Annotated in this window: 17 protein-coding genes; 12 read left to right on the top strand and 5 right to left on the bottom strand. The window is 47.6% G+C overall.

All coding sequences use genetic code 11. From position 1 onward, the window contains the following. The first annotated feature begins 20 nt into the window (after positions 1 to 20). Positions 21 to 1,202, top strand: coding sequence for an acetyl-CoA C-acetyltransferase (locus EHO61_RS03330; RefSeq protein WP_135812201.1), 1,182 nt, complete (start codon positions 21 to 23; stop codon positions 1,200 to 1,202). A gap of 39 nt (positions 1,203 to 1,241) precedes the next feature. Here the strand turns inward: EHO61_RS03330 and EHO61_RS03325 are convergent, their stop codons facing one another. The 3 genes from EHO61_RS03325 to EHO61_RS03315 all read right to left on the bottom strand — a co-directional run bounded on the left by EHO61_RS03325 (position 1,242) and on the right by EHO61_RS03315 (position 5,349). Continuing rightward, positions 1,242 to 2,510 (bottom strand): amidohydrolase family protein, encoded by a 1,269-nt coding sequence (locus EHO61_RS03325; protein ID WP_135812200.1) that lies wholly within the window; start codon positions 2,508 to 2,510, stop codon positions 1,242 to 1,244. Positions 2,511 to 2,522: 12 nt separating this feature from the next. Next, positions 2,523 to 4,646 carry a HAMP domain-containing protein gene (locus tag EHO61_RS03320; RefSeq protein WP_135812199.1) on the bottom strand — a complete coding sequence of 708 codons (2,124 nt, stop codon included), beginning with the start codon at positions 4,644 to 4,646 and terminating at the stop codon, positions 2,523 to 2,525. Positions 4,647 to 4,752: 106 nt separating this feature from the next. After that, positions 4,753 to 5,349: an LIC_10572 family protein gene (locus EHO61_RS03315; protein ID WP_135812198.1), complete on the bottom strand. Its 597-nt coding sequence runs from the start codon at positions 5,347 to 5,349 to the stop codon at positions 4,753 to 4,755. A gap of 223 nt (positions 5,350 to 5,572) precedes the next feature. Here EHO61_RS03315 and EHO61_RS03310 point away from each other — a divergent pair, with 223 nt between their 5' ends. From EHO61_RS03310 to EHO61_RS03300, 3 genes are read left to right on the top strand one after another with little or no spacing between them, the layout of a single operon-like run. Further along, positions 5,573 to 6,862 carry a homoserine dehydrogenase gene (locus tag EHO61_RS03310; RefSeq protein WP_135812197.1) on the top strand — a complete coding sequence of 430 codons (1,290 nt, stop codon included), beginning with the start codon at positions 5,573 to 5,575 and terminating at the stop codon, positions 6,860 to 6,862. A 4-nt stretch (positions 6,863 to 6,866) separates the two neighbouring features. Further along, positions 6,867 to 7,196, top strand: coding sequence for a hypothetical protein (locus EHO61_RS03305; protein WP_135812196.1), 330 nt, complete (start codon positions 6,867 to 6,869; stop codon positions 7,194 to 7,196). Between the two features lie 16 nt (positions 7,197 to 7,212). Continuing rightward, a complete protein-coding gene (locus EHO61_RS03300) occupies positions 7,213 to 7,581 on the top strand; it encodes an STAS domain-containing protein (RefSeq protein WP_135812195.1) in 369 nt (122 codons plus the stop codon). A gap of 50 nt (positions 7,582 to 7,631) precedes the next feature. Here the strand turns inward: EHO61_RS03300 and hflX are convergent, their stop codons facing one another. Continuing rightward, a complete protein-coding gene (hflX, locus tag EHO61_RS03295; RefSeq protein ID WP_135812569.1) occupies positions 7,632 to 9,272 on the bottom strand; it encodes a GTPase HflX in 1,641 nt (546 codons plus the stop codon). A gap of 369 nt (positions 9,273 to 9,641) precedes the next feature. On the opposite strand from hflX, the gene EHO61_RS03290 reads away from it, so the two are divergent. The 8 genes from EHO61_RS03290 (at position 9,642) to EHO61_RS03255 (ending at position 17,901) form a co-directional block, all read left to right on the top strand. Beyond that, positions 9,642 to 10,976, top strand: coding sequence for a HEAT repeat domain-containing protein (locus EHO61_RS03290; protein ID WP_135812194.1), 1,335 nt, complete (start codon positions 9,642 to 9,644; stop codon positions 10,974 to 10,976). Positions 10,977 to 11,060: 84 nt separating this feature from the next. Next, positions 11,061 to 11,846, top strand: a complete 786-nt coding sequence (locus EHO61_RS03285) for an inositol monophosphatase family protein (RefSeq protein ID WP_246031989.1) — start codon at positions 11,061 to 11,063, stop codon at positions 11,844 to 11,846. Positions 11,847 to 11,930: 84 nt separating this feature from the next. Then, positions 11,931 to 12,638 (top strand): MgtC/SapB family protein, encoded by a 708-nt coding sequence (locus EHO61_RS03280; RefSeq protein ID WP_135812193.1) that lies wholly within the window; start codon positions 11,931 to 11,933, stop codon positions 12,636 to 12,638. 139 nt (positions 12,639 to 12,777) lie between these two features. Further along, complete coding sequence (locus tag EHO61_RS03275) at positions 12,778 to 12,990, top strand: hypothetical protein (RefSeq protein WP_135812192.1); 213 nt, start codon at positions 12,778 to 12,780, stop codon at positions 12,988 to 12,990. A gap of 223 nt (positions 12,991 to 13,213) precedes the next feature. Continuing rightward, positions 13,214 to 14,137: a hypothetical protein gene (locus EHO61_RS03270; protein WP_135812191.1), complete on the top strand. Its 924-nt coding sequence runs from the start codon at positions 13,214 to 13,216 to the stop codon at positions 14,135 to 14,137. Between the two features lies 1 nt (position 14,138). Beyond that, positions 14,139 to 14,480 (top strand): STAS domain-containing protein, encoded by a 342-nt coding sequence (locus EHO61_RS03265; RefSeq protein WP_135812190.1) that lies wholly within the window; start codon positions 14,139 to 14,141, stop codon positions 14,478 to 14,480. A gap of 11 nt (positions 14,481 to 14,491) precedes the next feature. After that, a complete protein-coding gene (locus EHO61_RS03260; RefSeq protein WP_135812189.1) occupies positions 14,492 to 14,920 on the top strand; it encodes an ATP-binding protein in 429 nt (142 codons plus the stop codon). Continuing rightward, positions 14,917 to 17,901 carry a PP2C family protein-serine/threonine phosphatase gene (locus tag EHO61_RS03255; RefSeq protein WP_135812188.1) on the top strand — a complete coding sequence of 995 codons (2,985 nt, stop codon included), beginning with the start codon at positions 14,917 to 14,919 and terminating at the stop codon, positions 17,899 to 17,901. The genes EHO61_RS03260 and EHO61_RS03255 overlap by 4 nt, the downstream gene beginning before the upstream one ends. Positions 17,902 to 17,922: 21 nt before the next feature. On the opposite strand, the gene EHO61_RS03250 is transcribed toward EHO61_RS03255, so the two are convergent. Beyond that, on the bottom strand, positions 17,923 to 23,844 hold the full coding sequence (locus EHO61_RS03250) for a carboxyl transferase domain-containing protein (protein WP_135812187.1): 5,922 nt from the start codon (positions 23,842 to 23,844) through the stop codon (positions 17,923 to 17,925).

The following is a 23,844-nucleotide window of genomic DNA, read 5'->3' as shown; positions in this document are numbered from 1 at the left end:
ACTTAAGAGGAATTACGTTAATGGAAGAAGCTGTTATTTTAGACGGGATTAGGACTCCGTTCGGAAACTTCGGCGGGACTTTGAAGGATCTCAGCGCCGTGGACTTGGGAGTTCATGTATCGAAAACCTTATTGGAAAGAACCAAGATCGATCCGGCCGATATCGGGGAATCGATTTTCGGGAACGTGATTCCGACCGGCAAAGAAGCGATATATCTGGCCAGACATGTCGGATTGAAAACCGGTCTTCCTTTGGGAGTTCCCGCTCTGACTTTGAATCGTCTCTGCGGCTCCGGAATGGAAGCCATCATTCAAGCGGTAAAAAAAATATATCTGGGCGATTCCGATGCGGTACTGGCGGGAGGTACCGAATCCATGAGTAATGCTCCTTACGTGGTCCGAAATGCGCGCTGGGGAGTTCGCTACGGTTCCGCGGAATTCGAGGATTCACTGGAGCAAGGTCTCACGGACCAATACGTAGGCCTGATCATGGGAGCCACTGCGGAAAACTTGGCGGATCAATACAAAATCTCCCGGACCGAACAGGACGAATGGGCCGGAATTTCCCAGTCCCGGGCGGAAAAAGCGACTGCGGAAGGAAAGCTGAAGGAAGAAATCGTTTCGGTCGCGATCGGCGGAAAAAAACCGATCACCCTGGAAAAAGACGAATTCATCAAGGGAGCCGCTTCTATCGAAAAATTGTCCTCCTTAAAACCGGCATTTCGCGACGGAGGAACCGTAACGGCGGGTAACGCGTCAGGGTTAAACGACGGTGCCGCGGCGACCATAGTTACTTCCGCTTCTTTCGCGAAGAAAATCGGTAGGAAGCCCCTTGCGATCGTGAGAGGTTACGGACACGCAGGTTGCGATCCGGCAAAAATGGGGATCGGTCCTGCGATTGCTATCCCGGCCGCATTAAAAAAGGCGGGATTGAAACTTTCGGATATGAGTTTAGTGGAAGTGAACGAAGCGTTTGCGGCCCAATATTTAGCGGTCCAAAAGGAACTGGGCTTGAATCCGGAGATCACCAATGTTAACGGCGGAGCCGTCGCGATCGGGCATCCTCTCGGAGCGAGCGGTGCCCGTGTCACGATTACTCTGGCCTATGAGTTAAAGAGGAGAAAGGCCAAATACGGTGTAGCTTCGCTTTGTATCGGAGGAGGGCAGGGGATCGCACTGGTTCTGGAAAACCCCGAAGCCTGATCCTCAAAATCCGCAGAGTCTTCCGGTTCTTCTGATCGGTTATTTGACTCGGACGCCTCTGTGGAATACCGCAACTATGCTTCCAGGAAAGGTGGTTCCTTCAAAAGGGGACCATCCGCTCTTGCTCCTGATATTCTCTTTCCGGAACGTCGTGGGCGTATAAAAATCCAAAACGGTAAAACTCGCACAGTATCCGGTTTCCGGTTTACCGAAGCCTTTTCCGTACTCTTCCGGAAGGAATTCGTTAACGAAGGTTCCCGGATTCTCGGCGCAGATTTCCGCGATTTTTTGCAGACTGATCTCCGCCTCCCGGTGGAGCCAAGTCACGAAGAGGGAATACGTATCCAGCTGGGATATACCCGAAGTTCCTTTTCGCTTTTCTTCTACCGAATGAGGTGCGTGATCCGTGGCGAGGTAATCGATCCAACCCTCTCGAATGCCTCGTATCAGTTCAGCTTTATCTTGCGGACCTCTTAGAGGAGGATTCATCTGGAACCAATGCCTATTCTCGTCGGTGAGCATCGTTCTATCGAAATAAAGATGGGTAGGAGTCGCTTCGCAGGTGACGGATATTCCTTTTTGTTTTGCTTTGACGATCTTTTGCAGCCCTTCGCCCGTGGAATAATGGCATAGTTTTCCTTTGAGATTGTATTTTTCTATAAGATACAATGCAAAGTCGGTGGCCAAGGTCTCCGCTTCCGGCGGGCGCCGATCTTCATGCAACAGTTCCGTTTGGTGTTTTTCCAGAATTTCCGGATCTTCGCAATGGAAGCTAACGTTCTTTCCTTCGTAATGTCGGATCGTATCCTCCAACTGTTCGTTGGAATGAAAGAACAATTCACCGACCGACGGTCCCATAAAGGCTTTGTAAGGAACGTTTAGGGAAAGGGGTTTGGTCTTCGGTCCGATACCGGCGTAAAGAGTGATTCGAACCGGCGATCGATCGGCGAGGCTGCGCTTGCGGGAATAGGTTTGGTCGTCCGTAGGGGGAACCGGATTGTTGGGCATATCCGCGATGTGGATGACTCCTCCGTTGATTGCGGCGAGTCCGACCGAAAGAAAGTCCTCCTTGTAGATATGCTTTCCGGTTTCGTCTTCCCTTGCATGAACGTGAATGTCCCCGAACCCGGAAAAAATTACGACCTTGTCGGGATCGAAACAAAGATCTTCCCGGGACGGCGATTCGATCAGACGTCCCTTTTGAACGGAAGCGATGCGGCCGGAGTTCGGATCGATTTCGATCACTCCGAGAAAAGATTCCGTCGAGGTTTGGAATCTTCCGGAAATTCTACGAACGATTTCCGCCATTCCGAGTCGCCGTCAATATCCTTTCTTCTCTATCGCGTTCAACAATTTCGTCAGCGTAGAGGAGGGACCTTCGTCGGATTCGATTTCCGAAGCGAGGTCCTGAGCTTCCGACAACCTTCCTTCCAAAAAGTAAAGTTCCGCAAGATGGAGTCGGTTCCGTGAATGTCTAGGATTACTCAGGCGGACTTCCTCAGAGAGACGGATCGCGTCCTGCCGTTTCCCGATTTTTTTGAGACAATAAGACGCGAGGAAGGTCGCTTCGGAGTCGTGTCCTTTCCGCCGGATTTCTTCCGCTGCGGATAAAGCCTTGCCGAAGTCTTTTGCTTTCAGCGCCGCCTTTAAGATCAGCTTAGCGCGGTTCGGATCTCCGGACGGGAATTTTTCAAGTTCCGAAAGAATTCCGGAAAGTTCTTTCGGGGAATCCGTCATCTTGATTTTTTGTAGCGCTTCCTGCCAAGAACCGTCATGAAAAGAAACTGCGGACGGAAGATTGGAGCCCGGTGCCGATCGGAAAGACTGGATCATCCTATTGAATTGGTCCGCGAGGCTCCCGATTTCGTCCCAGGCTTCCGCACGGAGTTCCCTTTCCAAATCACCCTCGGTAGCGAGTTCAAGACCCGAATACAATCTCTCCAACGGACGCAATAAAAGGAAGGATAGAAAAGCGTAGATCCCTATCCCGAAAAGTAAAAGGCAGAGTAAAAACGCCAAAAGCGGCTTGGCTAAGAGTTTGGTTTGGAAAGCGAGATAGTCTTTGTACGGAATTCCGGTTTCCTTGGATTGGGTTTTTCCAGGTGATTTTTGTATTAAGGAATAATAATATTTCTCCGTGGTTCCAGGAATTGTTCTGAATCTCGGTTCTCCGTCCGGTAGGAGTTCCCTCATCTGATCCAATATGGATTCCCGAAGATCTTCCCCTTTTTCCGAGGAATTCCGGATCGAACCGGAAAGGATTTTCAGATATTGGGCCAAGGGTTCCCGTTTGCCTTCCGCTTCCAGGATTTTCAGCGCTTCTTCCTTCAATCCGGTCTCGGACAAGGCTCTGATCTTTTTCCTGAACTTCTCCAAGTCTTTGGAGAGTGCGGCCATTTTTTCCGCATATTCCGGACTTCCTTTTAAGGTTTCCGCGACTCCGGAATATGCGGGATATTCTGATACTACGGTTTTCGGATTCTCCCAAAGAAAAGAGAGAATCAAGTCCCGCTTCGTCTCCTTGAAAATGGAGGAATTCAAACTTCCCGTTACCCCGGAGGAAAATTCCTCGGTATTATTTACGGTGAAAGTGTAGGAGTTCGGAGGCAGATCTTCCGCCTTCTGTCTTTCACTTACGGTTTCCCTTAACGAGTCGAGACTGGGTTGTAGGAACAACCAGCTACTTCCCTGAAAAACGAAGAGTAGAAGCAACACGATTCCCAGAAGAATCGGGTTCTTGATGCTGAACGCTTCTCCCGAGGCTCTTAAATGAACCAACCAGGATACGAATAATGCGACCAGAAAAATCGGATTCCAAAAGGATAGAGCCATCGCTCTGTCGACGGGTAGAGCGATTTCTCCTGCGTGAAAAAGAAGAGTGGTTCCGAACAATAAAAGAAACGGAACCCATAGGGAAATCGCCATTAGTTTCAGATCCGCCCTAGGCGCCTGAAACGCTCGGACTGCCCCCAGTATCAGTGCTCCTCCGAGATAGGTGCACACGATCCAGGCCAAAAATTTTTCATCTCCGATTCGAATCATATCGAACGAACTTCCGGAAAAATCGTAGGAAGGGGGAAGAGCGCTAGTTCGCAAAACGTGCAGGATTAAGGACGCTAAGGCAAGAATGAAGCCTCCTGCAAGAAGAGCTCTTCCCGTTTTGACGGAGGCCTGAGGATTGAGGAAGAAGAAGTAGGAAATCAGATGGGAGCAGGCCAGTATGGAACAAGGGATCGAAATCCAACGATGGAGGAAGGAAATCGGATAAAAAAGGGAGGTTCCGACGAGGAAAGCGGCCTGCATTAAGGCGAAATAGAGAAACACCCATCCCAGATGAATCGTGGATTCGAATTTATCTTTCGGTGCCAGCAAAAAGAAAGCGCATAGCCCTGAGACGATAAAGCCCGTAAGATAGCACACGCTAGCGAAGGTAAGGACCGTCATTCCATTCTCCCGGATGTGTTTGGTTCCGATCGTCGGAAACGTATGCCGACCGTATCGGAAGGAGGTACGTCCCGATGTTAGGATTTCCCCGAAACAAGGGAAAGTCTTATTTCACGCAAATTGCGGCGAATTTCAAGTTCGTGGGACTGGAACCGAATTCCCCGGTACTCAGATTTACGGTTTGGAAGTTTCCATTATCTCCTTCCGGAGTGGTGGACCAGAAAATGCCTACCGCTTTCAGTTTTTTGTCCGCTCTTTTTGAAAAGGTTTTAAGTTCCTCTCTGTCCGGTAATCTTTTACGTTTAGCGGAACAGTATTCGACGGCTTCTTCCCAGGTGGCGGGTTGTCCGGCGACGTCATCCCATCCGTGCTTTCCGTAAACGGGAGTTTTATCCAGATATTCCATTAGGATGAAATAGCCGAAGAAGAGGATCAAGGCAACGGAGGCAAAGCCCGCTAGCTTTACCAAAACCGAAGAGGAACGAGGCGGTTCCCCTGTTTGCGGGAGTTCCCGCATGGTTTGAGTGATTTTACTTGCGACGGTTTGCTGCTGCTGTCTCGTGTTTTGTCTTCCTTGGTCGGGCCTACGCTTTCCTTGGTTTCCCCCTCCCTGGTGTCCTCGGTTCCCGCCTTGTTGTTTCTGCTGGGGATCCCGGTTTTTCTGTTGGGAGGATTTGCGGGGAGGCTTGCGACGATTCGCCATACGGGAAGTTTCCTTTGTCTTTCTAATTTGGAGCGTTTTACCGCCGACGGTCCGTGAAATAAAGGTGCCGCTTCACAACGGATTCCGGAGGTGGCCGCAAAAAAGAATCTTTACCACGAGGACCGCATTTCGTAAAGAAAAAACCATTTCGACCTAGGGAAAGGGTTTGGACTTGCAGGAAAAAGGTCGAACGAAACCGGTTCAGCGAAAGGATTGTCCCAGAATGGAAACGATTCGTATCGGATTGATCGGAGCCGGAACCGTAGGTTCTGGCGTTTTAAAGATCCTAAATGAGGAATCTCGCAGGCTGGAAAAAGAATTCGGATTGTCTATCGTCCTGCATTCCGTTTGCACTCGTTCTCCTCGTAAGGTCGCGGATCTGCTGAAGCGGTTTCCGAATGCGGCGCTTACCGACGATATCGAGAAGGTCGCCGGCAATCCCGAGATCGACATGATTCTGGAATTGGTCGGCGGCACCGCCGTTGCCGAAGAGATCGTAATCCGTGCGCTAAAGGCGAAGCAAACCGTAATTACCGCTAACAAAGCTTTGTTATCCGAAAGAGGGGAATATCTATTTCGCTTAGCGGAAGAAAGCGGAGTCGAGATCGGTTACGAAGCGGCTGTCGGGGGTTCGATTCCCGTGATCCGCGCCATCCGGAATTGCCTGACAGGAGACCGTTTTTTAGGGTTATACGGAATCTTGAACGGCACTACGAACTTTATACTTTCCAAGATGGAGTCGGAAAATCTGGATTATTCCGAGGCTCTAGCCTTAGCGCAAGAGAAGGGATTTGCGGAAGCTGATCCGAGCTTCGATGTGGAAGGAATCGATACGGCGCACAAAATAAGCATTTTAGGATCCTTGGCCTTCGGTGAGAAAATTTCTTTACAAAGCGTGACTACGGAGGGAATAACAAAGATTACACGACTGGACATCCGATTCGCAGCGGATCTAGGTTATCGAATCAAATTGCTAGGACTGGTCCGTAAATTGGACGGAAAAATCGAGGCTAGAGTACAACCGGTGATGATCCCCGTGCAGCATGCGTTTGCGAGCGTCATGAACGAAACAAATGCGGTATATTATAAAACTTCTTATGCCGGACCCGGACTTCTTGTCGGTAAGGGGGCGGGAGCGTTACCTACGGCTTCCGCAGTAGTGGCGGATCTCGTATATTACGGTCTACGTAAGAAAAAGAATCTTCCGGTGGAACGGAATCGCTTTCCCGCAGCGAATATTTCCGAAGCCAATCAGACGGAGGCAAGGTATTATCTGCGGTTCAACACTTTGGACCAGCCTGGAGTACTCGCGGAAATCGCGAAAGTACTCGGGACAAACGCAGTATCCATCTCTTCGGTGCGACAAAATGAGTCCGAAAGGGAGCCGGTGGAAGTGGTCGTGGTGACTCATCCTTGCGTCGAAGCCTCTATTTTAGCCTCTTTAGGAAGGATCGATTCTTTGGACGTTATCATGGAACCGTCCGTTGCGATTCGTCTGGAGGATAAACTCTAAAAAAATGGAGGAATTCCCTTTCACGCTCTCCTTTCACGGAGGCTATGGCGGGGAACATTTGGATTTATTTTTGGATTTAGACGGATTTTCTCGTCTAATCACATTCGGAACCGCAGCGTCCTTATGGGACCGATTGCAGGAAGGGGGCAAGGTTTCGTTTCTACGAAAGGAAGACCATCGCCGGGTTTATTTGGAATTCGAAGGGGAAATCGACGGTAAAGGTTGGATTCGGATTCTCGCCCGCGGGCAGGTCCGAGTGGAATCTAAGTTGAAAAATATCGCCGGATGCCGGGAAATATCGGCGTCCTTACAGAACGGTAAACTGCTGTTATAGCACGGAACAGGAAAAAATGGCAAGAACGGAATTCGAAGGGCTGTTTATAGAAACGAGGCGTCTTCCAGTAAAGGAAAAGGAAGTTTTAGTGGTGACTATGAACGGAAAGGTCACCAATTCTAACGCCTTTGAAATTTCTCGCAAAATCAACTTCGTATTCGACGAAGGTGTTTACGAGATCATTCTGGATTTATCCGCTTTGGAATATATCAACAGCGTAGGGGTCGCGACCTTGCTGACTCTGATAAAAACGGTGGACCAACATAACGGCAAGATCGTCATCGGAGGACTGAATCATTTTTTAGAAAACGTAATTCGTTTAATGGAATTACCTAAGAAAGTAGCGATTTATCACACGATGGACGAGGCAAAAACGGCCTTTTAAGGAATGCTCTGAGTTCCGAACTTCCTGGAAGAGAAAGGATTGGGAGGAGCTTAGGAAGTGACTATCGACTCATCGGAATGTTTCTCCTCTATCCAATCCTCATCCATAAATTCCAAAGGATTCTTTGTGCGTAATTTCGACTCGGCCGCTACGTAGATTTTCTCTTCTATCCGATTTAATAGCAGATCCATTCCCGTTCCTTTGAAAGCCGATACGTAAACAGTATCCGGATCGGATTCTCTTATCAGCTCTACTCTAGCTTCTTCGGGCAGATTGTCGACCTTGTTGAACACTAAGATCATAGGCAAATCCGCAAGACCGAGATCGTCCAGAATACATTCCACGGCCTCCATATGAAGTCGGTATTCGGGATTCGAAATATCCACTACGTGCAGAAGTAGATCCGAATCCGCCAGTTCTTCCAAAGTTGCTTTGAAGGCGTTCGACAATTCTGGAGGAAGATCGTGAATGAATCCCACGGTATCGGAGACGATGATTTCCCTTTCCTCCGGAAATCGAAGTCTTCTGGAAGTCGGGTCCAATGTCGCAAAGAGTTTGTCTTCGGATAACACTTCCGAGTTCGTCATTCGATTTAAAAGCGTGGATTTTCCCGCATTCGTATAGCCTACGATTCCGCAGACCGGAATTTCGTTTTTCTTCCTCTTTCGTCTCGCGATTTCCCGACGTTTCTTCAGGGATTTCAATTCCTGTTCTAAACGGGAGATCCTTTCTTCCACTCTTCGTTTGCCGATCTCGAGCTTGGTTTCTCCGGGACCCCTTCCTCCTATCCCCCCCGTCAGCCTAGACATATTGTCGTCCAGTTCCGTAAGTCTACCTTTCAGGTACTTCAACTGAGCCAATTCCACTTGTAACTTCCCGTCGCGGCTTTTGGCGTTTCTTGCAAAGATATCCAGGATCAGTTGGGTTCGATCGATTACTTTCAGGTCGGCATAGTCGGAAATTTTTTTGGCCTGAGAAGGAGTCAGTTCCAAATCGAAAACGAGAAGCTCCACCTGTTTTTGAATGGCCTTTAGTACGATTTCTTCCAATTTCCCTTTGCCTAAGACGGTGGCAGGATCCAATCTATTTTTCTTTTGGATAAACGAATCGACAACATGGACTCCTGCAGTGCGGCAAAGTTCTTTCAGTTCCTCTATCGATTGGTTAGGAGTTCTTCCTCTTTGTTGTTCGGGGTACACTCCCACTAAAAAGGCGCGATTTTCCTTTTGCGATCCTTTGAAATTGCGCCTGTACCTGGCCATTCTATCTTCGAGATCCAGAATTTCTTCCAGGATCCCTTCCTGCAATTGTCCGGGGCTGCGTCGGGGAAGAACGGTCCAAGGTTCCCCTTCCTCGTCTTCCGGTTTGATGCAAGCGGAGTAATAGGATTTCGGAAGCCCGGCTTCATCCACCGTGATCGCAGTAATATAATCCAATCGTAATAAAGCAAGGTCGGTTAAATCTTCTTGGTTAAGAGCCTCGTCTTTTAGGTGAGTATGGACCAGGCGCAATCCTCTGAGCCTTGCATCCGAAGTCCGGATTCTATCCAACCAAGGAATGACGATGGAGCCATCCGAACCCACAATGACGTGAGTAACGTATCCTGTTCTGTCGATTAAGATACCGACCTGGCGGCTGATTTCGCGGGAAAGTTCGGAAAGGGTTCTGGAAACTTCCGGTGTTACAATCATGTTTTCCCGGATCCTTCGTTCGGAAAGTTTCTTTAAACGTTGGATTTGATTGGACTTGAGACCGGATAAGTTGCCGCTGAGCTTACTGATAAAAGTGACTCCTTTCGACTTAGGATAACAGTTCTGGCCCGGTTCGTCAAGTAGTTCCACCGACTCGTTGGAAGGAGGGGTTGGTGTTCGGTTGACCCGAAAAAAACGGATTCTTTTTTTCGGAAAAGAATAACTTCCGTAAAAATGTTGTTTCCTATCGGTTTATTATAGGTCGGGATCCGAAAAAATACTGGTCCGCTATTCTACAAAGGTCGAAAAAAAGAATAGAGATTCGGAGAAGGGATCTTTTCCTGGAACCGGTTCACTTTTTTATTTAAAATGCAGATACGTACCGGTCTAAGTATTTTTCTCTTTCTTCTCTCCGTCGGGACCTTTTTGGTTCCCGGAAACCGTTTCGCGCAAAGATCTCCTTCCGGGAATGCGCCGAACTCGGAAACTTCGGACCAGCAACCTTCCAGCGATCCAGGAAATCCTTCCAATACGGGGGGGACTCCCGCGGAAAATCCTTCGTCCGACGGGAATACCTTCCTAGATAAGAAAGAAATTAAAAAATACAACGACCAGTTCAAGAAAGGCCTTCTCTCGGTGTTCCAGGCGGAAGCCAATCACAATGTGGCCAAATTGAACCGGATAGGACTGACCCACCCGATTCCTAGAGTTCGTGCGGCAGCGGCATTGGCTCTCGGACGCTTGGGTGCAAAATCCGGAATCAAAACCTTGCATAGAATGATCGATCGGGACGGTGAATCGGTCAGGCAGGCGGCGTACCAAGGGTTGGCCGATATAGGCTCTCGGACCTCTCTGGATTATTTTTATACCGGAGCCAAATCCCCCGACAAAGAGATCCGGATCGCCAGTTTTCGTGGGATGGGAAAGACCGGAGATCCGGGAGCTAGGGAAGTCCTTCTCCGAAAAGGTCTGACCTCCGATGAAAAGGAAATCGTAAAAGCCTCGATCTCGGGCTTAGGCCATTACCAGGCCCCGGAAGACATTAAAGTTTTTATAGATTATCTGAACTCCTCCGACGAGGAGTTGCAGAAAGTCGCCGTGGAAGCGTTGGGGAATCATAAGACCCGTACGGCAATGCGGATTTTAGAGGACGCGTTTCGTGATAAGGAAAATCTGAGACTTCAGATTTTGGATACTTTGACCGCTCGAAAAAATACCTTTGCCGTCTTTGCTCTACTCCGGATTTTGAACAATTTCTCCGATTCCGAAGCCGTCGTTAAGGAAGTTGCGATCCGATTGTATAAGTTAAAAGTCTTCGGAAGATATATGACCGTCAATTCCGAAAACGTACCGTTGTTAAAAGAACCCTTCGTGGGAGCTCCCAAGATCCGCGATTTGGACGGAGGGGAAGTCGGCAAAATTCTGAAGAAGAGTCCCAAGCGTTATATCCTGGATTTGAACGGACAACGAGTAGAGGATTTTTATTATAAAGTTTCCGTGAATACGAAATTCAAGGACGCCTTTTCGGATACGGCCTCCGGTTGGGTGTTCGGATCCTACATCAAAATCAGAAATATTGCCCCCACTAAGAAGTCAAAAAAAGGGAAACGACCCTCGATTCTTGACGAAGAAACTCCCGCGCCTCAACCGACTCCGCCTCCTTCCGATGCGGGTGATGAGAATCCTCCTCCCGAGGCACATTGACGGGTTTTGAAACTCGGGTTGTCGGATTCGTGCTTATAGATTCGAAATCGGAGACTTCTCCCTCTAATCGACAGGATTCTTAGGATGATTCCCGTTCGATCGGAAATTCTGTCCGCTTTCGAGGTTGTAGCTCGAAAGGCGGGTGCCGAGATATTAAAGGCTTTTCGAAGCAGTTCCGAATTCCGTCTAAAGGATCCGATGCAGGTTTTGACGGACGCGGACCTTGCCTCTCACGAGATTTTGGCCGGTTTTTTTGCCCGCGATTTTTCGGAGATTCCTCTCGTTTTGGAAGAACAGGAAAATTTGGAACCGCTACCTAAGACGTACTTTGTCTGCGACGAACTGGACGGGAGTGCATTGTTTTCTCGAGGTATTTCCGATTTTAGCGTAATTTTAGGTTATGTGGAAAACGGAAGGCCCTTTGCAGGATGCATCTATTTTCCTATCAGCGATTCTTTCGTTTTTGCGGAGAGGGGAAAAGGAGCTTATTTGGACGGTCGGCGGATCGAATTCTCGGGTTCTTTTCCCCTAGCCAAAAGCGTCATTTCATTAGAAATAAATAATACGTTATCCGAGGACGATTTTTCCTGGATATTCAAGGTCGTAAAGAGGGCAATGACCTCCAGATCCTTGGGAGCTACGGGGGCAGGTTTTAGGGAGCTTTTGTCCGGCGGAACCGATTTATTTCTGAATTTGAACGGGGCGAAAGTTTGGGACTTTGCGGCAGGCGCTGTCGCGATCGAAGAAGCGGGTGGGGCCCTACTAGATAAGAACGGGCAATCGCTAGTTTGGGATAAGATCAGAATGTCTGCGGTGATCGGAAAGGATAAAAACCTGATTGGAGAAGCCTTCGGATTAAAGCCCGGATGAGAAGATGAATTTTTCTTTCTAAATCCAATTTAACGCTTTTAAGTCCGTCGGAATTCGCTAAAAATAAAGGAGCCGGGAGAGGAAATGCAAGATCTATTAAATCTGCTAGATTCAAAACAGATAGATATGTTCACCGTTACCGTAAGGATCCTTTTAATCACCTTTTGTGCGGGTTTGATCGGATGGAACCGGGAGAAAAAAAATCACGGAGCCGGATTCAGGACACATATACTGATCGGACTGGGTTCCACCATTCTCATGTTATTATCCATTTATGTTCCGGATTTTTATTCCGGTGCGCTTGCCCCGGGAGATCCTACTCGGATCGCTGCGCAAGTGGTTTCCGGTGTGGGTTTTTTATGCGCGGGTGCCATCATTAAATCCGGAATGAATATCAAGGGATTGAATACTGCCGCTTCCATCTGGGTGGTGTCCTCGATCGGTCTCTTAGTGGGAGCGGGAATGTATTTCGCTTCCTTTTTGACTTCGGTTTTCACTCTAATCATTCTGATCGTTTTCGATATGGTCGAATCCAAGTATTTCGGAAAATACGAATATAAGGTACTTATATTGGATTTAAAGCAGAAGAAATTCCATCGGAAAGGGTTTCGTGAACTCTTGGCCAAAAACGATCTGAAACTGGTATCGGAATCCTTTATGCAGGACTTTCAAAACAAAAACGCTCAGATTAAACTGACGATAGCCGTACCCCACGGGTTCGACGTTTTGAACATCGTGGACGACGTCAAAGATTTGGCGGATATCCTCAAGATCAGTATCGAATCCGATTAAAATTCTGGCTTTTTACGAATTTTGTTAACCGAAATCTTTTTCGGATTTGTAATTTTATCCCGCGGCAAATCCTTTTTTTTGCTTGTTCTGTTCCTCGTTTTCGGGGATAAACTCCCTTTCGTTTAACCGGAGATCATCCATGAAAACCAAATTAACTTTGCTTGTATTTCTTCTGTCGGTCTGCGTGGCAGGAATTGTTTCCGTATTCGCTCAGCCCAGAGAAACGGCTGCTCAGTGTTCTACTTTAAAAGAAGAGCATAAACTTAAAGAATGTCTAGCCTGTATGGAACGTCCGATCAAACATGTCTACCATCCTCATCTTCCCGACGGAGAAAGATGTAAGAGACTCTAGTCGTTTCCGATTTCCGTCCGGGCTCGAACATGTTCTTGAGCCCGGCATCCGCGAATCGTTTCAGAAATTCTCCCGAATTCAGTCCTTTATAAAATCGGAATTTGCTATACGTTTTCCGGAAATGCCGGAAATTATGCCATCCATACCTGCGGTCTGATTGCAATGTACGGTCGAAAACTCGAAAGTTCGAGATCGAACGAAAACAATAAAACGTATCCGTAAAATGACAGAAAAAAGAATTTCAATCCCGCCTGATCTTGCGCAGGAATTCGTCAAAACCACCCGCTTACTTGCGCTATCGGGTAAGAAGAATTTTAAAAAATATCTATATGATCCCTTGATTTACGCGGGTTGGGAACGGGAAAAGTCCGTATCTGCTCTCGTATCCAGTCGTATGATGGATAAAATCCAAGAGGAATCACGCGATCCGGCCTATTTGCATACCATTCCACACCATTGCAAGCGTTTGATCTCTCAGGCTCTCACGGAAAATTTGTCCGCTTTGGGAGATTCCTGTATCTTTTTTTTGGAAAAGATACAGGAGGATCCGAAAATATCCATCTCAAGAGAAGCTCTCGAATTCGTGTCGCTGATCGAAAAACCTTTAAACGAATTCGCGCTTTTGACGCGGAGCAATAGCGAAAAATTATTCGAGGATTCCATCCGTAACTTTTCCCAAGAGGAATTAAAGTCGGCTTTTGAACCCGTAAAATTGGACGCCACTCGACAAAAAGTATATCTTGAAACGGAGATACATACGCTATACCAGCAGATATTGGCCGCCAGCAAATCGAACAATCTCGCCCGATGTAAGAGGTTGCTTTCCAGATATATCATAAACTACAGCGACTCGGAAGTCTATAGCCAACAGGAGGTGGAGAACTTGATCGGTGCCCTGGAAAAGAGGGACCAAGGATTTAAGCAAAACTTAATGGATTCGATCGCGATAGAATTGTATTATTCGATTACCAGAGGTATACTCGAAGGGAACGCGAAAAAAGCAATACAAGGAATACGAAAATACGCTCACACGTTCGAAGGGGATCCGAATATGAAATACTATTACGAGATAGATTCTCTCGAGCGCAAATTGTACGCTATCATTCAGACGAAAGACTTAATGAAGGATTTGAAGAAGGGTATATAAAATGGCAAATTTGACTTTCGACGAAAAGGCGGACGGTAGCCGACTGATCCTTAAAGTGGCGGGAGAAATCGACGCTAAAACCGCCCCGGATCTGAAATTAAAATTGGAATCGGCCGTGGGTAACGGAATGAAAACGATTGTCTGCGATTGTAGTGCGCTAACTTATATCGCCTCCGCCGGGATCGGAGTTCTGAATTCGATTCAAAAATTCTTAAAGGAAAAATCCGGAGAGATCGTGTTCTGTAGTCTTCGTAAAGAGGTAAAAGACACGATGGAGCTCATGTACTTCACCAAGAAAGTACGTATATTTCCGAATTTGGAAGAAGCTCTCTCGATCGTATAAGGGTCGGGAACATGGATCCGGAAAACGAAAAAGTCTGCGTTTTTACCAACGACTTGGACGAGTTGTCCAGGATCCGGGGCGAAGTGCGCGCTTTTCTGGGGGAAGGTTGTCCCGACTTGATAAAAGGAAGGATCGTTTTTTGTCTGGATGAAGCGGTAACGAACGTGATCGAACACGGTTTTTCCGAAGGGCAAATATCCAGCATAGAACTGAAAATGCGGAAAAACAAAGGTAGCTGGAAATTTTCCCTTACGGACGAAGGGATCCCTTTCAATCCGACCGAAGCGAAGAACGAAACCTGGAAGGAACTCTACGAAAGCGGTGCGGACGGCGGATTCGGACTGAGGTCCATTAAAAAGGTGATGTTGTTAAGATATAGAAGATTGAAAAATCCCCCGCGGAACCGGCTTACCTTGATTCACTCGAGAAATAAAGAATGATAAAGAATAAACTCTTACGTACGGTACTTCCGGGAATCCGGGCCAAGCTCTCCTTTTTTACGGCCGCCTTGGTGGTTTCCATACTTGCCTTTACCTCCGCCGTTCACTACTCGCAACAAAAAAAGGCTTTGGAAGAAAAGATTAACTCCGAGCTGAAGGCTCCTCTGGACTACGTGAACACCGTGGTTTTGGATTTGGAAAACTTAAGTAGGAGCATGATTCTGATCGAGGAATTCAAGATCAGGGTCAAAGAAAAGAAAAAGGAACTCAGCAAATTTAAGAGAACGGTTGTCCAAAAGGAATCCGGTTTTTTGGGCGCCTTAAAGTCCTTCGGTCAATCCATAGGATTAAACGTAAAGAGAGGAAACGTATATAGGAGCGTCGATACCTATTTTACTCGCTACCTTTCCGAAAAAGAGATTCAGGAGTTCGAGACGAAGGTTCGGAATGAGCTTAGAAAGGAAAACGGAGCCCCGATCGAAGCTCAGGTATACGAGAAGATTCGTACGATCGCGGAAAAAACCGCGATAGCAAGGCTGAACGGTGAAAATGCACGGTCCCGTATCGAAGAGATAGAGGAAGAATTAAAAGTTACGGAATCCGAGTTGCCTAAATCCGATTCCGATCCACGTAAAAAGAAATCATTGCTCGATACGAAAACCAAACTTGAAAAGGAAAAAAAAGCTTCTGAAAAATCCGTTTCGGATAGCGAAAAGAAATCCGCATTGGAGGAAACAAATCTAGCCAAAGCGTTGCAAAATTTCTTTAGAGGATCCTATAAGGACGGGATTTCTTCCCTGGGTCTTTTACCCGACAAGATTCGGATTCTTGCATATGATAGATCCGGAAAACAAACCCTCGATACCGGCCTCCTTTTTCTACAATCCGCCGGCACTGCAAAAAAATTACTCAACCAAAAGGAATTCGAACAAAGCAGGAATTCGTTGTTTCAAGGTTCCGACGTCTTAGAGGTGATTCGAGAAAAGTCCGAGCCCGAAAGTTTCGAAACAGGCGGAAGGCAGTACGAAGTGGTGTATCGTCCCGTTTTCCGAAACCCGGGCACTGCGGAGCGTTCCAAAATTTTGGCGGAGGAAGTCTCCAAAAACGGCAGCGGCTGGAGAGGGTTTTTAGAGGAAGACCGAAAGCTCTCCAAGGAATTCGGGGAGCTTACCCAGAAACTTAAGGTTCGGATATCCGAACTGAGAAAGGAGGGAAAGTCCAAGCCTGCGGCCGATCCGACGTTCCGGAGTCTTTCTTTCCAATATCGAAAACTTCTAAAGAAAAGGGACTCCAGATTAAACGAACTCCATCCGTATGCGTCCGTTTTCGAGAAGGCGCGAACAAAATGGACGGAAGAGAGAAAATCCTTGGAGGAAAAATCCTCCTCACTTGCTAAAGAGGTTTTGGAATGGGAAAAGATGTTGAAATTCCCGCCGAAGCAAGGGGAAACACGGAAATCTCCGGAGGATATCCGGGAGAAATTGAGGGAACTCGAAGCCCAGATAGAAGAGATAAAGGATTCGCTAGTCCGCCTCGAGGCCGTTAAGGAGGACTGGAGCTCCTTCGAAGAACGCAAAGCCGAGGATTCCGTTTACGGTTTAAGAGAAGCCGCGTTGGAGGACTTCGCCTTTTTGCCGTTCAAAGCAGGTTCCTCCTCGATTCGTAGGTATTATAAGGATTCCGAAGAAAGAAATCATGTCCGGGAAAAATGGAAATTATTGAGGGAGTGGATATTGTCCGGAAATTCGGAGACGGAACTTCCGAACCTTCCTAGAAACAAGACGTTCCTAACGGAAGCTGGCATTTTGATTCGGAGTAGAAGCGAGGCGGAGGAAGTCATGTGGGAATTGGATTCCACTCCGTTAGTCGCCGTTCAGGAAAAAGAAACCAAGGGTTTAGTCTACGACCTTCTCCGTAAGGATTTGCTAGGATATAACTTGATTTTAATAGATAGAACCGGAGGTGCAAGACAGATTCGCGACAACCGGGAAGAGCTGATCCGTTATACCGGTCTGATAGGCGGGGTGGCGATTCTCTTGGCCTATGGGCTGGCCTGGTTCGTCGTGAGAAGGATCCGGACGATCAGCATCAAGGCGGAGGAAATCGGCGGAGGGAATTTAAAAGTGGAATTTCCTCCCGCCGGTTACGATGAGATCGGCATATTGAGCGAATCGTTAAACGAAATGGTCCACGGATTGAGGGAAAGGGAGGAAATGAGAGGAGAACTTCTCGCCGGCGAGGAGATTCAAAAAAGGCTTCTTCCCGAAAAACTACCGACTAGTCTCAACGACTACGTGGAATTCGGCGCCTTTTATAAAGCGATGGCGGGTGTGGGCGGAGACTATTACGATTTTATAGAATTGGGTCAAAATAAGATAGCGTTCTGCATCGGAGATGTTTCCAATCACGGAGTAGGACCAGCCATTGTGATGGCGCTCTTTCGGGCCCAGATCCGCGCTATTCTTAGAAGAGGGGAACGGGACCTGAAGAAGATCCTTTTGGAAATGAATTCCCAGCTATACGAGGATACGCCTGATCATATATTCGTGACTTTTTTTCTGGGATTTTTCGATGCGAACACTTCCAAGGTCGAATATATCTCGGCGGGTCACGTAAAACCCCTGTTTTATGATTCTTCGGAAAAGAAATTGCACGAACTTCCTGCGGGCGGTCTTCCGATCGGAATGGATGAAAATTCCTTTTTCGAGACCACGATCGAAAAAAGAGTTCTGGCCTTGGATTCCGGAGACATCTTCTTCGAATATACGGACGGATTAGACGAAGCTCGGAACCCGGACGGAAACATGTACGGACGAGAGAGATTGGCCCGATTACTTTTTGCGAACGGGGAAAAACGCCCGGAAAAACTGATCCAAACGATCGTTGCCGATTTGGAAACGCATACTGCCCAAGAATTGGGAAAGCCGGGTATCTCTCGGCTTTCCGACGATATAGCGATGATCGCTATACGAAAACGCTAGCTTGGTAGTGTTTCCTGGGAATCAAGGAAGAATGAGATCCTTCCAATCGTCGAAATTTCCGTCGGATCCGTAAACGAACTCCGACGCGGAATTCGTATCCAACTTCCGCTTCCAGGTTCCGATTTTTTGTTCGGCTTCCCGCAATCCTTTGATGAGAACACCTCTGAGTTCCGTAAGAGAGGAAAATGTCTCGTCCATAACTCCGGATTTCTCGGCGTCTTCGACGGCTCTGGATTTGTTTCGGAAGGAATCCAAAAATTCGCGGCGAAGGGATTCTATCTCTTCGTTCTTTCCGTCCTTTTTTAAGGCCTCTATCTTGGCTCCTTGAAAAAGGTCGAAAGCGGACGAAGCACCCATTACCGCTAAGACTGCTTCCGAATACGCATAGTATGCGATTCCGGGTCTTAGGAATCCGCTGAACGCGTGAATTTGTCTTCCTCCGTAGTTCTGCCTGAGCACCAAGGATACTACCGGTACGGGAGAAACAATATTCGTATCTAGAGATTCTCCCCCGATCTGCTGGATCCGGAGTCTTTCCTGTTTCGTTCCGGGAACGAATCCGGGCGCGTCGGAAAGCATCAGTACCGGAATCCGATGTTTGTTTACGAACTCCATAAAAATTCTGAACTTTTCCGTTCCCGGTGCGTCCGGGGCTCCTCCGTCTTTGGGTTGGTCCGCTATGATCGCGACGGTTTTTCCTTTCAAACGCCCGAGGCCGGTGAGAAGACTGGTGCCGGGATCGGATTCGAAGAATTCCAAAAAAGAATCCGGATCCAATACTTTTAAAACGACTTCCCGTTTCATATCGTAAGGAATGGAAGGATCCGAAGGTAAGGTCACTCTTTCCATAGGAACCAGTGTGTCCGATTTATGTTCGCGGGTCCTTAAGAGGTGGAAGAACTTTCGAATAATGGAATATGCTTCGGCTTCCGAAAAAGCTACGAACGTCGCCCAACGCTTGGCGTCGGAAAATTCCTTTTTGACGGAGCGTTCTTTTGATTTGGCGGAATCGTCCAGAAAAAGCCACGCGTCTCCTGCGGCCGTAAGTTCCGGTATTAAGATTCCCTCAGGATGTTTTACATAATGAAGGCACGCCCCACGGAATTCCTGTAGGGATTTTTGAAAATCCCTACGAGGGCGTAAAGAATCCGTATCGTCCAAATGAGAACTCCGGAACCACTTGCTTCCGTAAACGAGAAGGAGATCCGCACCCGCTTTATCGGCGATCTTGATCGATTCTTTCGCTTTAACGATACAGGAAAGGGAATGAAATCCGAAGCTGGTTCTGGGACCTAAAGCCATTACCGGAGCGGAACCGAAACGGACCAACCCCGCTATCAAAGAACCAGAACCCGAATAGTCCTCCTTTACGCTTAACAGCGAATTGGTTTCGGAGTTCGCAGCCAATTCGTTCTCTTCCAAAACGACCCAATCTTCTTTGTGCGAACGTGGGATATAGGTTCCGGTGCTTTCGCGGTTGCCGGTAAGAACTTCCTGGATTTTTCTCAGATACCAGAGTAGATGCACCTTATCGCCGGCGATAAAATCGACGGTTCCCGTCGCTTGTCCCATAATTCGGGCTCCGCCGATTTCGTAATTGGTCAGTTTTTCTCCCGTTACGGATTGGATTACGGCGGATCCGGTCAAAACACGGTAGGATTCTTCTTCGTTTAATATCAATTGTAATGCGGCTTGCGAGGACCCATAGACGTCCAATCCCGTGGAGGAACCCACTCCGACTGCGACGACGACGCAATGTTCAGGCTTTGCATCGGGTCTGTATCTGCGGAATTCGCAAGAATACTTCTTTTCCGTTTCGGAACAGATTTCCCTCAATATCGGATCTCCGTGGGATTCGATTGCGGCTTTGAATTCGGAGGCGGACACCCGACGGGAAAGCAAAGCGTTGAAAAAGAACCCTTCTGCGGCGCGATTTAACGAAACCATTCCTTCCTTGATATTCGCTCCCGCTCCATCGTTCCATACGTATAGAGGAGAATCCTTTCGGTACGCGTAATATGCCGCGGCGATATACTTTCTCCCTTCGAGATCTCCCGTAGCGCCTCCTGCTATCCTGGAATCCTTGAAAAAGAAAACCGCGTCTTTTCCGCCGATTTTTCCGGTGAAAATCTTTGCTCCCGGTATACAGGTTTCTTCGATTCCCGTTTTGGAATTCTTTCTGACGACGTCGTCCGCACCGGAGAGCGATATTTCTCTGGCCGTATCCTGATCGAAGGATTCTCGGATCCAATGTTCTAAAGGCCATTTCCCCTTTCGGAACAGCGCGGCATTTTTGGATTCCGAGGCCTCGGAGTAGGGAAATCTCGGATCGTCGGGATGAACCATGTCCACTCTCAGCTTTCCTTCCTTGAAGAAAAAGGAGAAAGTCCGGATCGCGTTTCGTTCGGAATCGAATATTTCCAGGATAAATTGGCTGTAAAAACCGTGGAGAAAGAATCTAACCACCGAATTTGCGGACTCCATTATTTTTTCATAATTTATTTTGGAGCCGCAATCGCCAGTCAGGTCGAACGGAATCGGAACGTCGGTGCTGATGATTTCCAATCTGAAGGAATCGACCTTGTTCAACGTTTGAGCGCCTTGTAGAATGCAAGCGGCATTTTTAGCGGCTGTTTCCAATCCGGACCGAAAGACGTTTAGATCGGATTCGGGAGTGATCGGAGAAAATACGATATATTCCTTTTCCTTGCCGTCATTTACCAAGTAAAGGTAATGCACTTTATCGGGGGAAAATAATCTGGAAATACTTCCCTTGGATTTCCAAAAGGAGATTTTCTCTTCGAATCTACGTTTCATAGTTTCGGAAAGTTCCTCGGGGATGAGGGGGAGCGTGGATTTTTCCAGCGAGGATTTGAAACGTTTTTCTAGCCCTTCGGGATTTTCCTGCGACACTAGAGACCAAGGACTCTTTACAAATCGTATGTAATCGAATACGTGTTTTCGGGAAATCGTAGGATTTCCTCCGCGGAATTTTTGCGGACGATTTCCTCTGATTGCGAGAATTCTTCTGGCGGTCTTTTCCAAGCCCGGTTCTTTTTCCCTTTCTTCCAGGTAGATGATGCCGTTCAAGGAAAGATCTACGGATCTTGTGGAAGGTGCCGTTGATGAGAACTTCTCCAGGATCTTGACGAAAAGATCTTTGCCTTCTCTTAGGTTCGCGTATGCCCGCACCAGATTCAGGAAGGCTTCCTTTTGTTCTTTCGTTCGCCTGACAGGACTCCAGTTTGCGATTCCGTAGGAATGAAAAGCAGCGGACAACAATTTCCGGGTCGCTTTGGAAGGGCTATAACCTTCTTCGTTCCACTTGGAAAGCAACCTGTGAATCTCTCCGAAATGGGAAAATTTCGTTCCGGGATCGGAAGAGAACAACCTTCGAACCAAAACATGAAATTTTAATATTTCAAGATAGAATGTGCCCCAGCGTCGGATTTCCGCCTCGGATTGCGTTTCCAAGTCGTAGGATTTCAATAAATATTCCATTTTTGGAATGGAATATTCCTCCCGGAACGTTCCGGAAATCCAGGAAAGTAGTATTTTTCTCAAATCCTCCCCTTCGATGGAGTTTAGGATCTGTTCGGAAAGGTTCGCGGATTCGGGCCCCGTCGGAAGGAATTCCCAATTTTCCCAAAGAGAATCGGATAGGCGCAGCCTTTCCTCGACTTCAGAAGAACTATTCTCCGTCGAAGCTTCGGTCTCGATTTTAGCTAAAATTTCCCCTTCGGCGAATCCTTTTCCTAGGATCAAACCGGAAGCGCTCGTTCCCCTTATTAATCTGGAAGGATCCCCATGCTCCGCGAGGTAAATCAACTTTCCGGTGATCGGAGATTTTAATACCGTTTCCATTTTCATGGCGGAAATCACCAAGAGAGGTTCCCCTTCTCGGACGAATTCTCCTTCTCGCCAAGGTCTTCCCGTTTTCGGGTTGTCCGGTATCTTTACGAAAGTTCCTTGAAAGGGGGAACGCAATTGTCCTTCTTCGTCCCGTGTTTTGCTTCGTTTATTGGAATGGATTATGTACCGGAGAAATCTCAGTTTGCCGTTTCCATCTACGAAGCGTACGGAGTGAAAGGACGGTCTTCGATCGACTCTTACCGGAATGATTCTCCCCCGAAAATCGGCGACGAATTCCTCTCCGGAATTTCCGCCGGAAGTCACCTGTACCCTGCCGAAATATTTTCCGTCGTATAGGATTTCATAGGAATTGAATCCTACTTTGAACATCCTGATTTGAAGATTGGAGCCGGAAAATTTCACGTCGAATTTATGCGACAAATACTCCGATTCTTCGGACTTCAATAATCTGGGGAGATCTCCGTCTTTAAGCGCCTCTTCGACCGCTAGATTCGAAGAGAGAATACATTCGGAAAGGCAGCAAAACAACGCCCCCTCTTGATGATAAACGAAATCCTCTTTGACCAATTCGGGATTTTGATTCAGAATACGATTATCGTATCCTCCCTGACGAAAGGATTCGTGGCGGATCAGTTTTAAAAGCTGTTCGTGGTTGGTTGTGATCCCCTTAACGTACAATTCGCACAATGCTCTTTCCATTCTTAAAAGGGCTTCCTGTCTACTGGTTCCGAAGGCGATCAATTTGCCGATCATAGGGTCGTATTCCCCCAGGATGCGGTCCCCTTTTTTGAATCCGAAGTCGCATCTCACTCCGTTAAAAGTGGGGAGCTCCAGCTCGGTGATTTTTCCCGGTGCAGGGGAATAATTTTGAAAAGGATCCTCAGCATAAATTCTGCATTGGATAGAATGATTTCTTGCCGAGAATCTTCTTCTTACCACCGAATCGAAAGGGATTTCGATTTCGCGTCCGTCGAAGAAAAGAATCTGCCACTTGGCAAGGTCGATTCCTAAAGATTGATCAGTAACGGGATACTCCACTTGCAGACGGGTATTCATTTCGAGAAAACCGAAATTTCCCTTATCCCCGTCCAAAAGAAACTCTACGGTTCCCGCTCCGCAGCCGTCCGAATATCCCGAGATATGCGCGATCCTCTCCGCCGATGAGAGTAGTTGGAGTAAGGTTCGATCGTCCAAAAAAGTTTCGCCGCTTTCTTCGACGATCTTTTGGTTTCTTCTTTGAACGGCGCATTTTCGTACGCCGACCGCAACGGAATTGAATATTTGCACTTCGAAATGCGCAGGACTTTCCACGAATTTTTCGAGAAAGTACGTTCCGTTTCCGTAAGCCTGCTTGCCGATTCGTACCGCGCTTTCTATCGCATTTTTCAATTCCTCTTCGGAGTAAGCGACAACCATTCCTTTGCCTCCCCCGCCCGCATCCAGTTTTACCATTACTGGATAACCGATGCGCTTAGCTTCTCGGAGTGCTTGGTCTTCCCCTTCGGTGATCGGTCCGCTTCCGTCGAAAAGAGGAATTCCGTTTTCTCCCGCCAGTTTTCTTGCGTCTAATTTGTTTCCTACTCTCCTCATCACTTGGGCTTTCGGTCCCATAAATATTATATTTTTTTTATATATAAGAGAGGCAGTTTCCAACGTCTCTACGAACCGGAAATCTTCGGACAAAAATCCGTATCCTGGATAGACAGCGTCGGCGTTCGATAACAATATCGCCGCTACTATCCTTTGAGGATCTGAATACCCGTCGGGATCTCCGATATAGAGAATTTCGTCCGCAGGTTCGTACCAGGATTGACCTCGATCCGGATCCGTGACGACCGCCACCGATCTGATTCCTTCCTCACGCAAAGCTTGAAAAAATCTCTTCGCTATTTCTCCTCTGTTCGCAACCAGGACTTTTCTCAGTTTTCCCTTTCTTTCTGGCAAAGTTTCGCTCGATTCGGAAAGGTTGGGATTCAAGGATTTGAGAAGGCGAACCGCCGCCTCTATAACGGGGAGACTGATCGTAGCTTCTATGGCGGATTCCGGTTCCGGTTTTCTTGTGGGTATCAT

This window comes from Leptospira fluminis, assembly GCF_004771275.1.
Taxonomy (GTDB): domain Bacteria; phylum Spirochaetota; class Leptospiria; order Leptospirales; family Leptospiraceae; genus Leptospira_B; species Leptospira_B fluminis.
The sequence above is the reverse complement of the archived record's forward strand: the minus strand, read 5'-3'. Positions and strand labels throughout refer to the sequence as shown.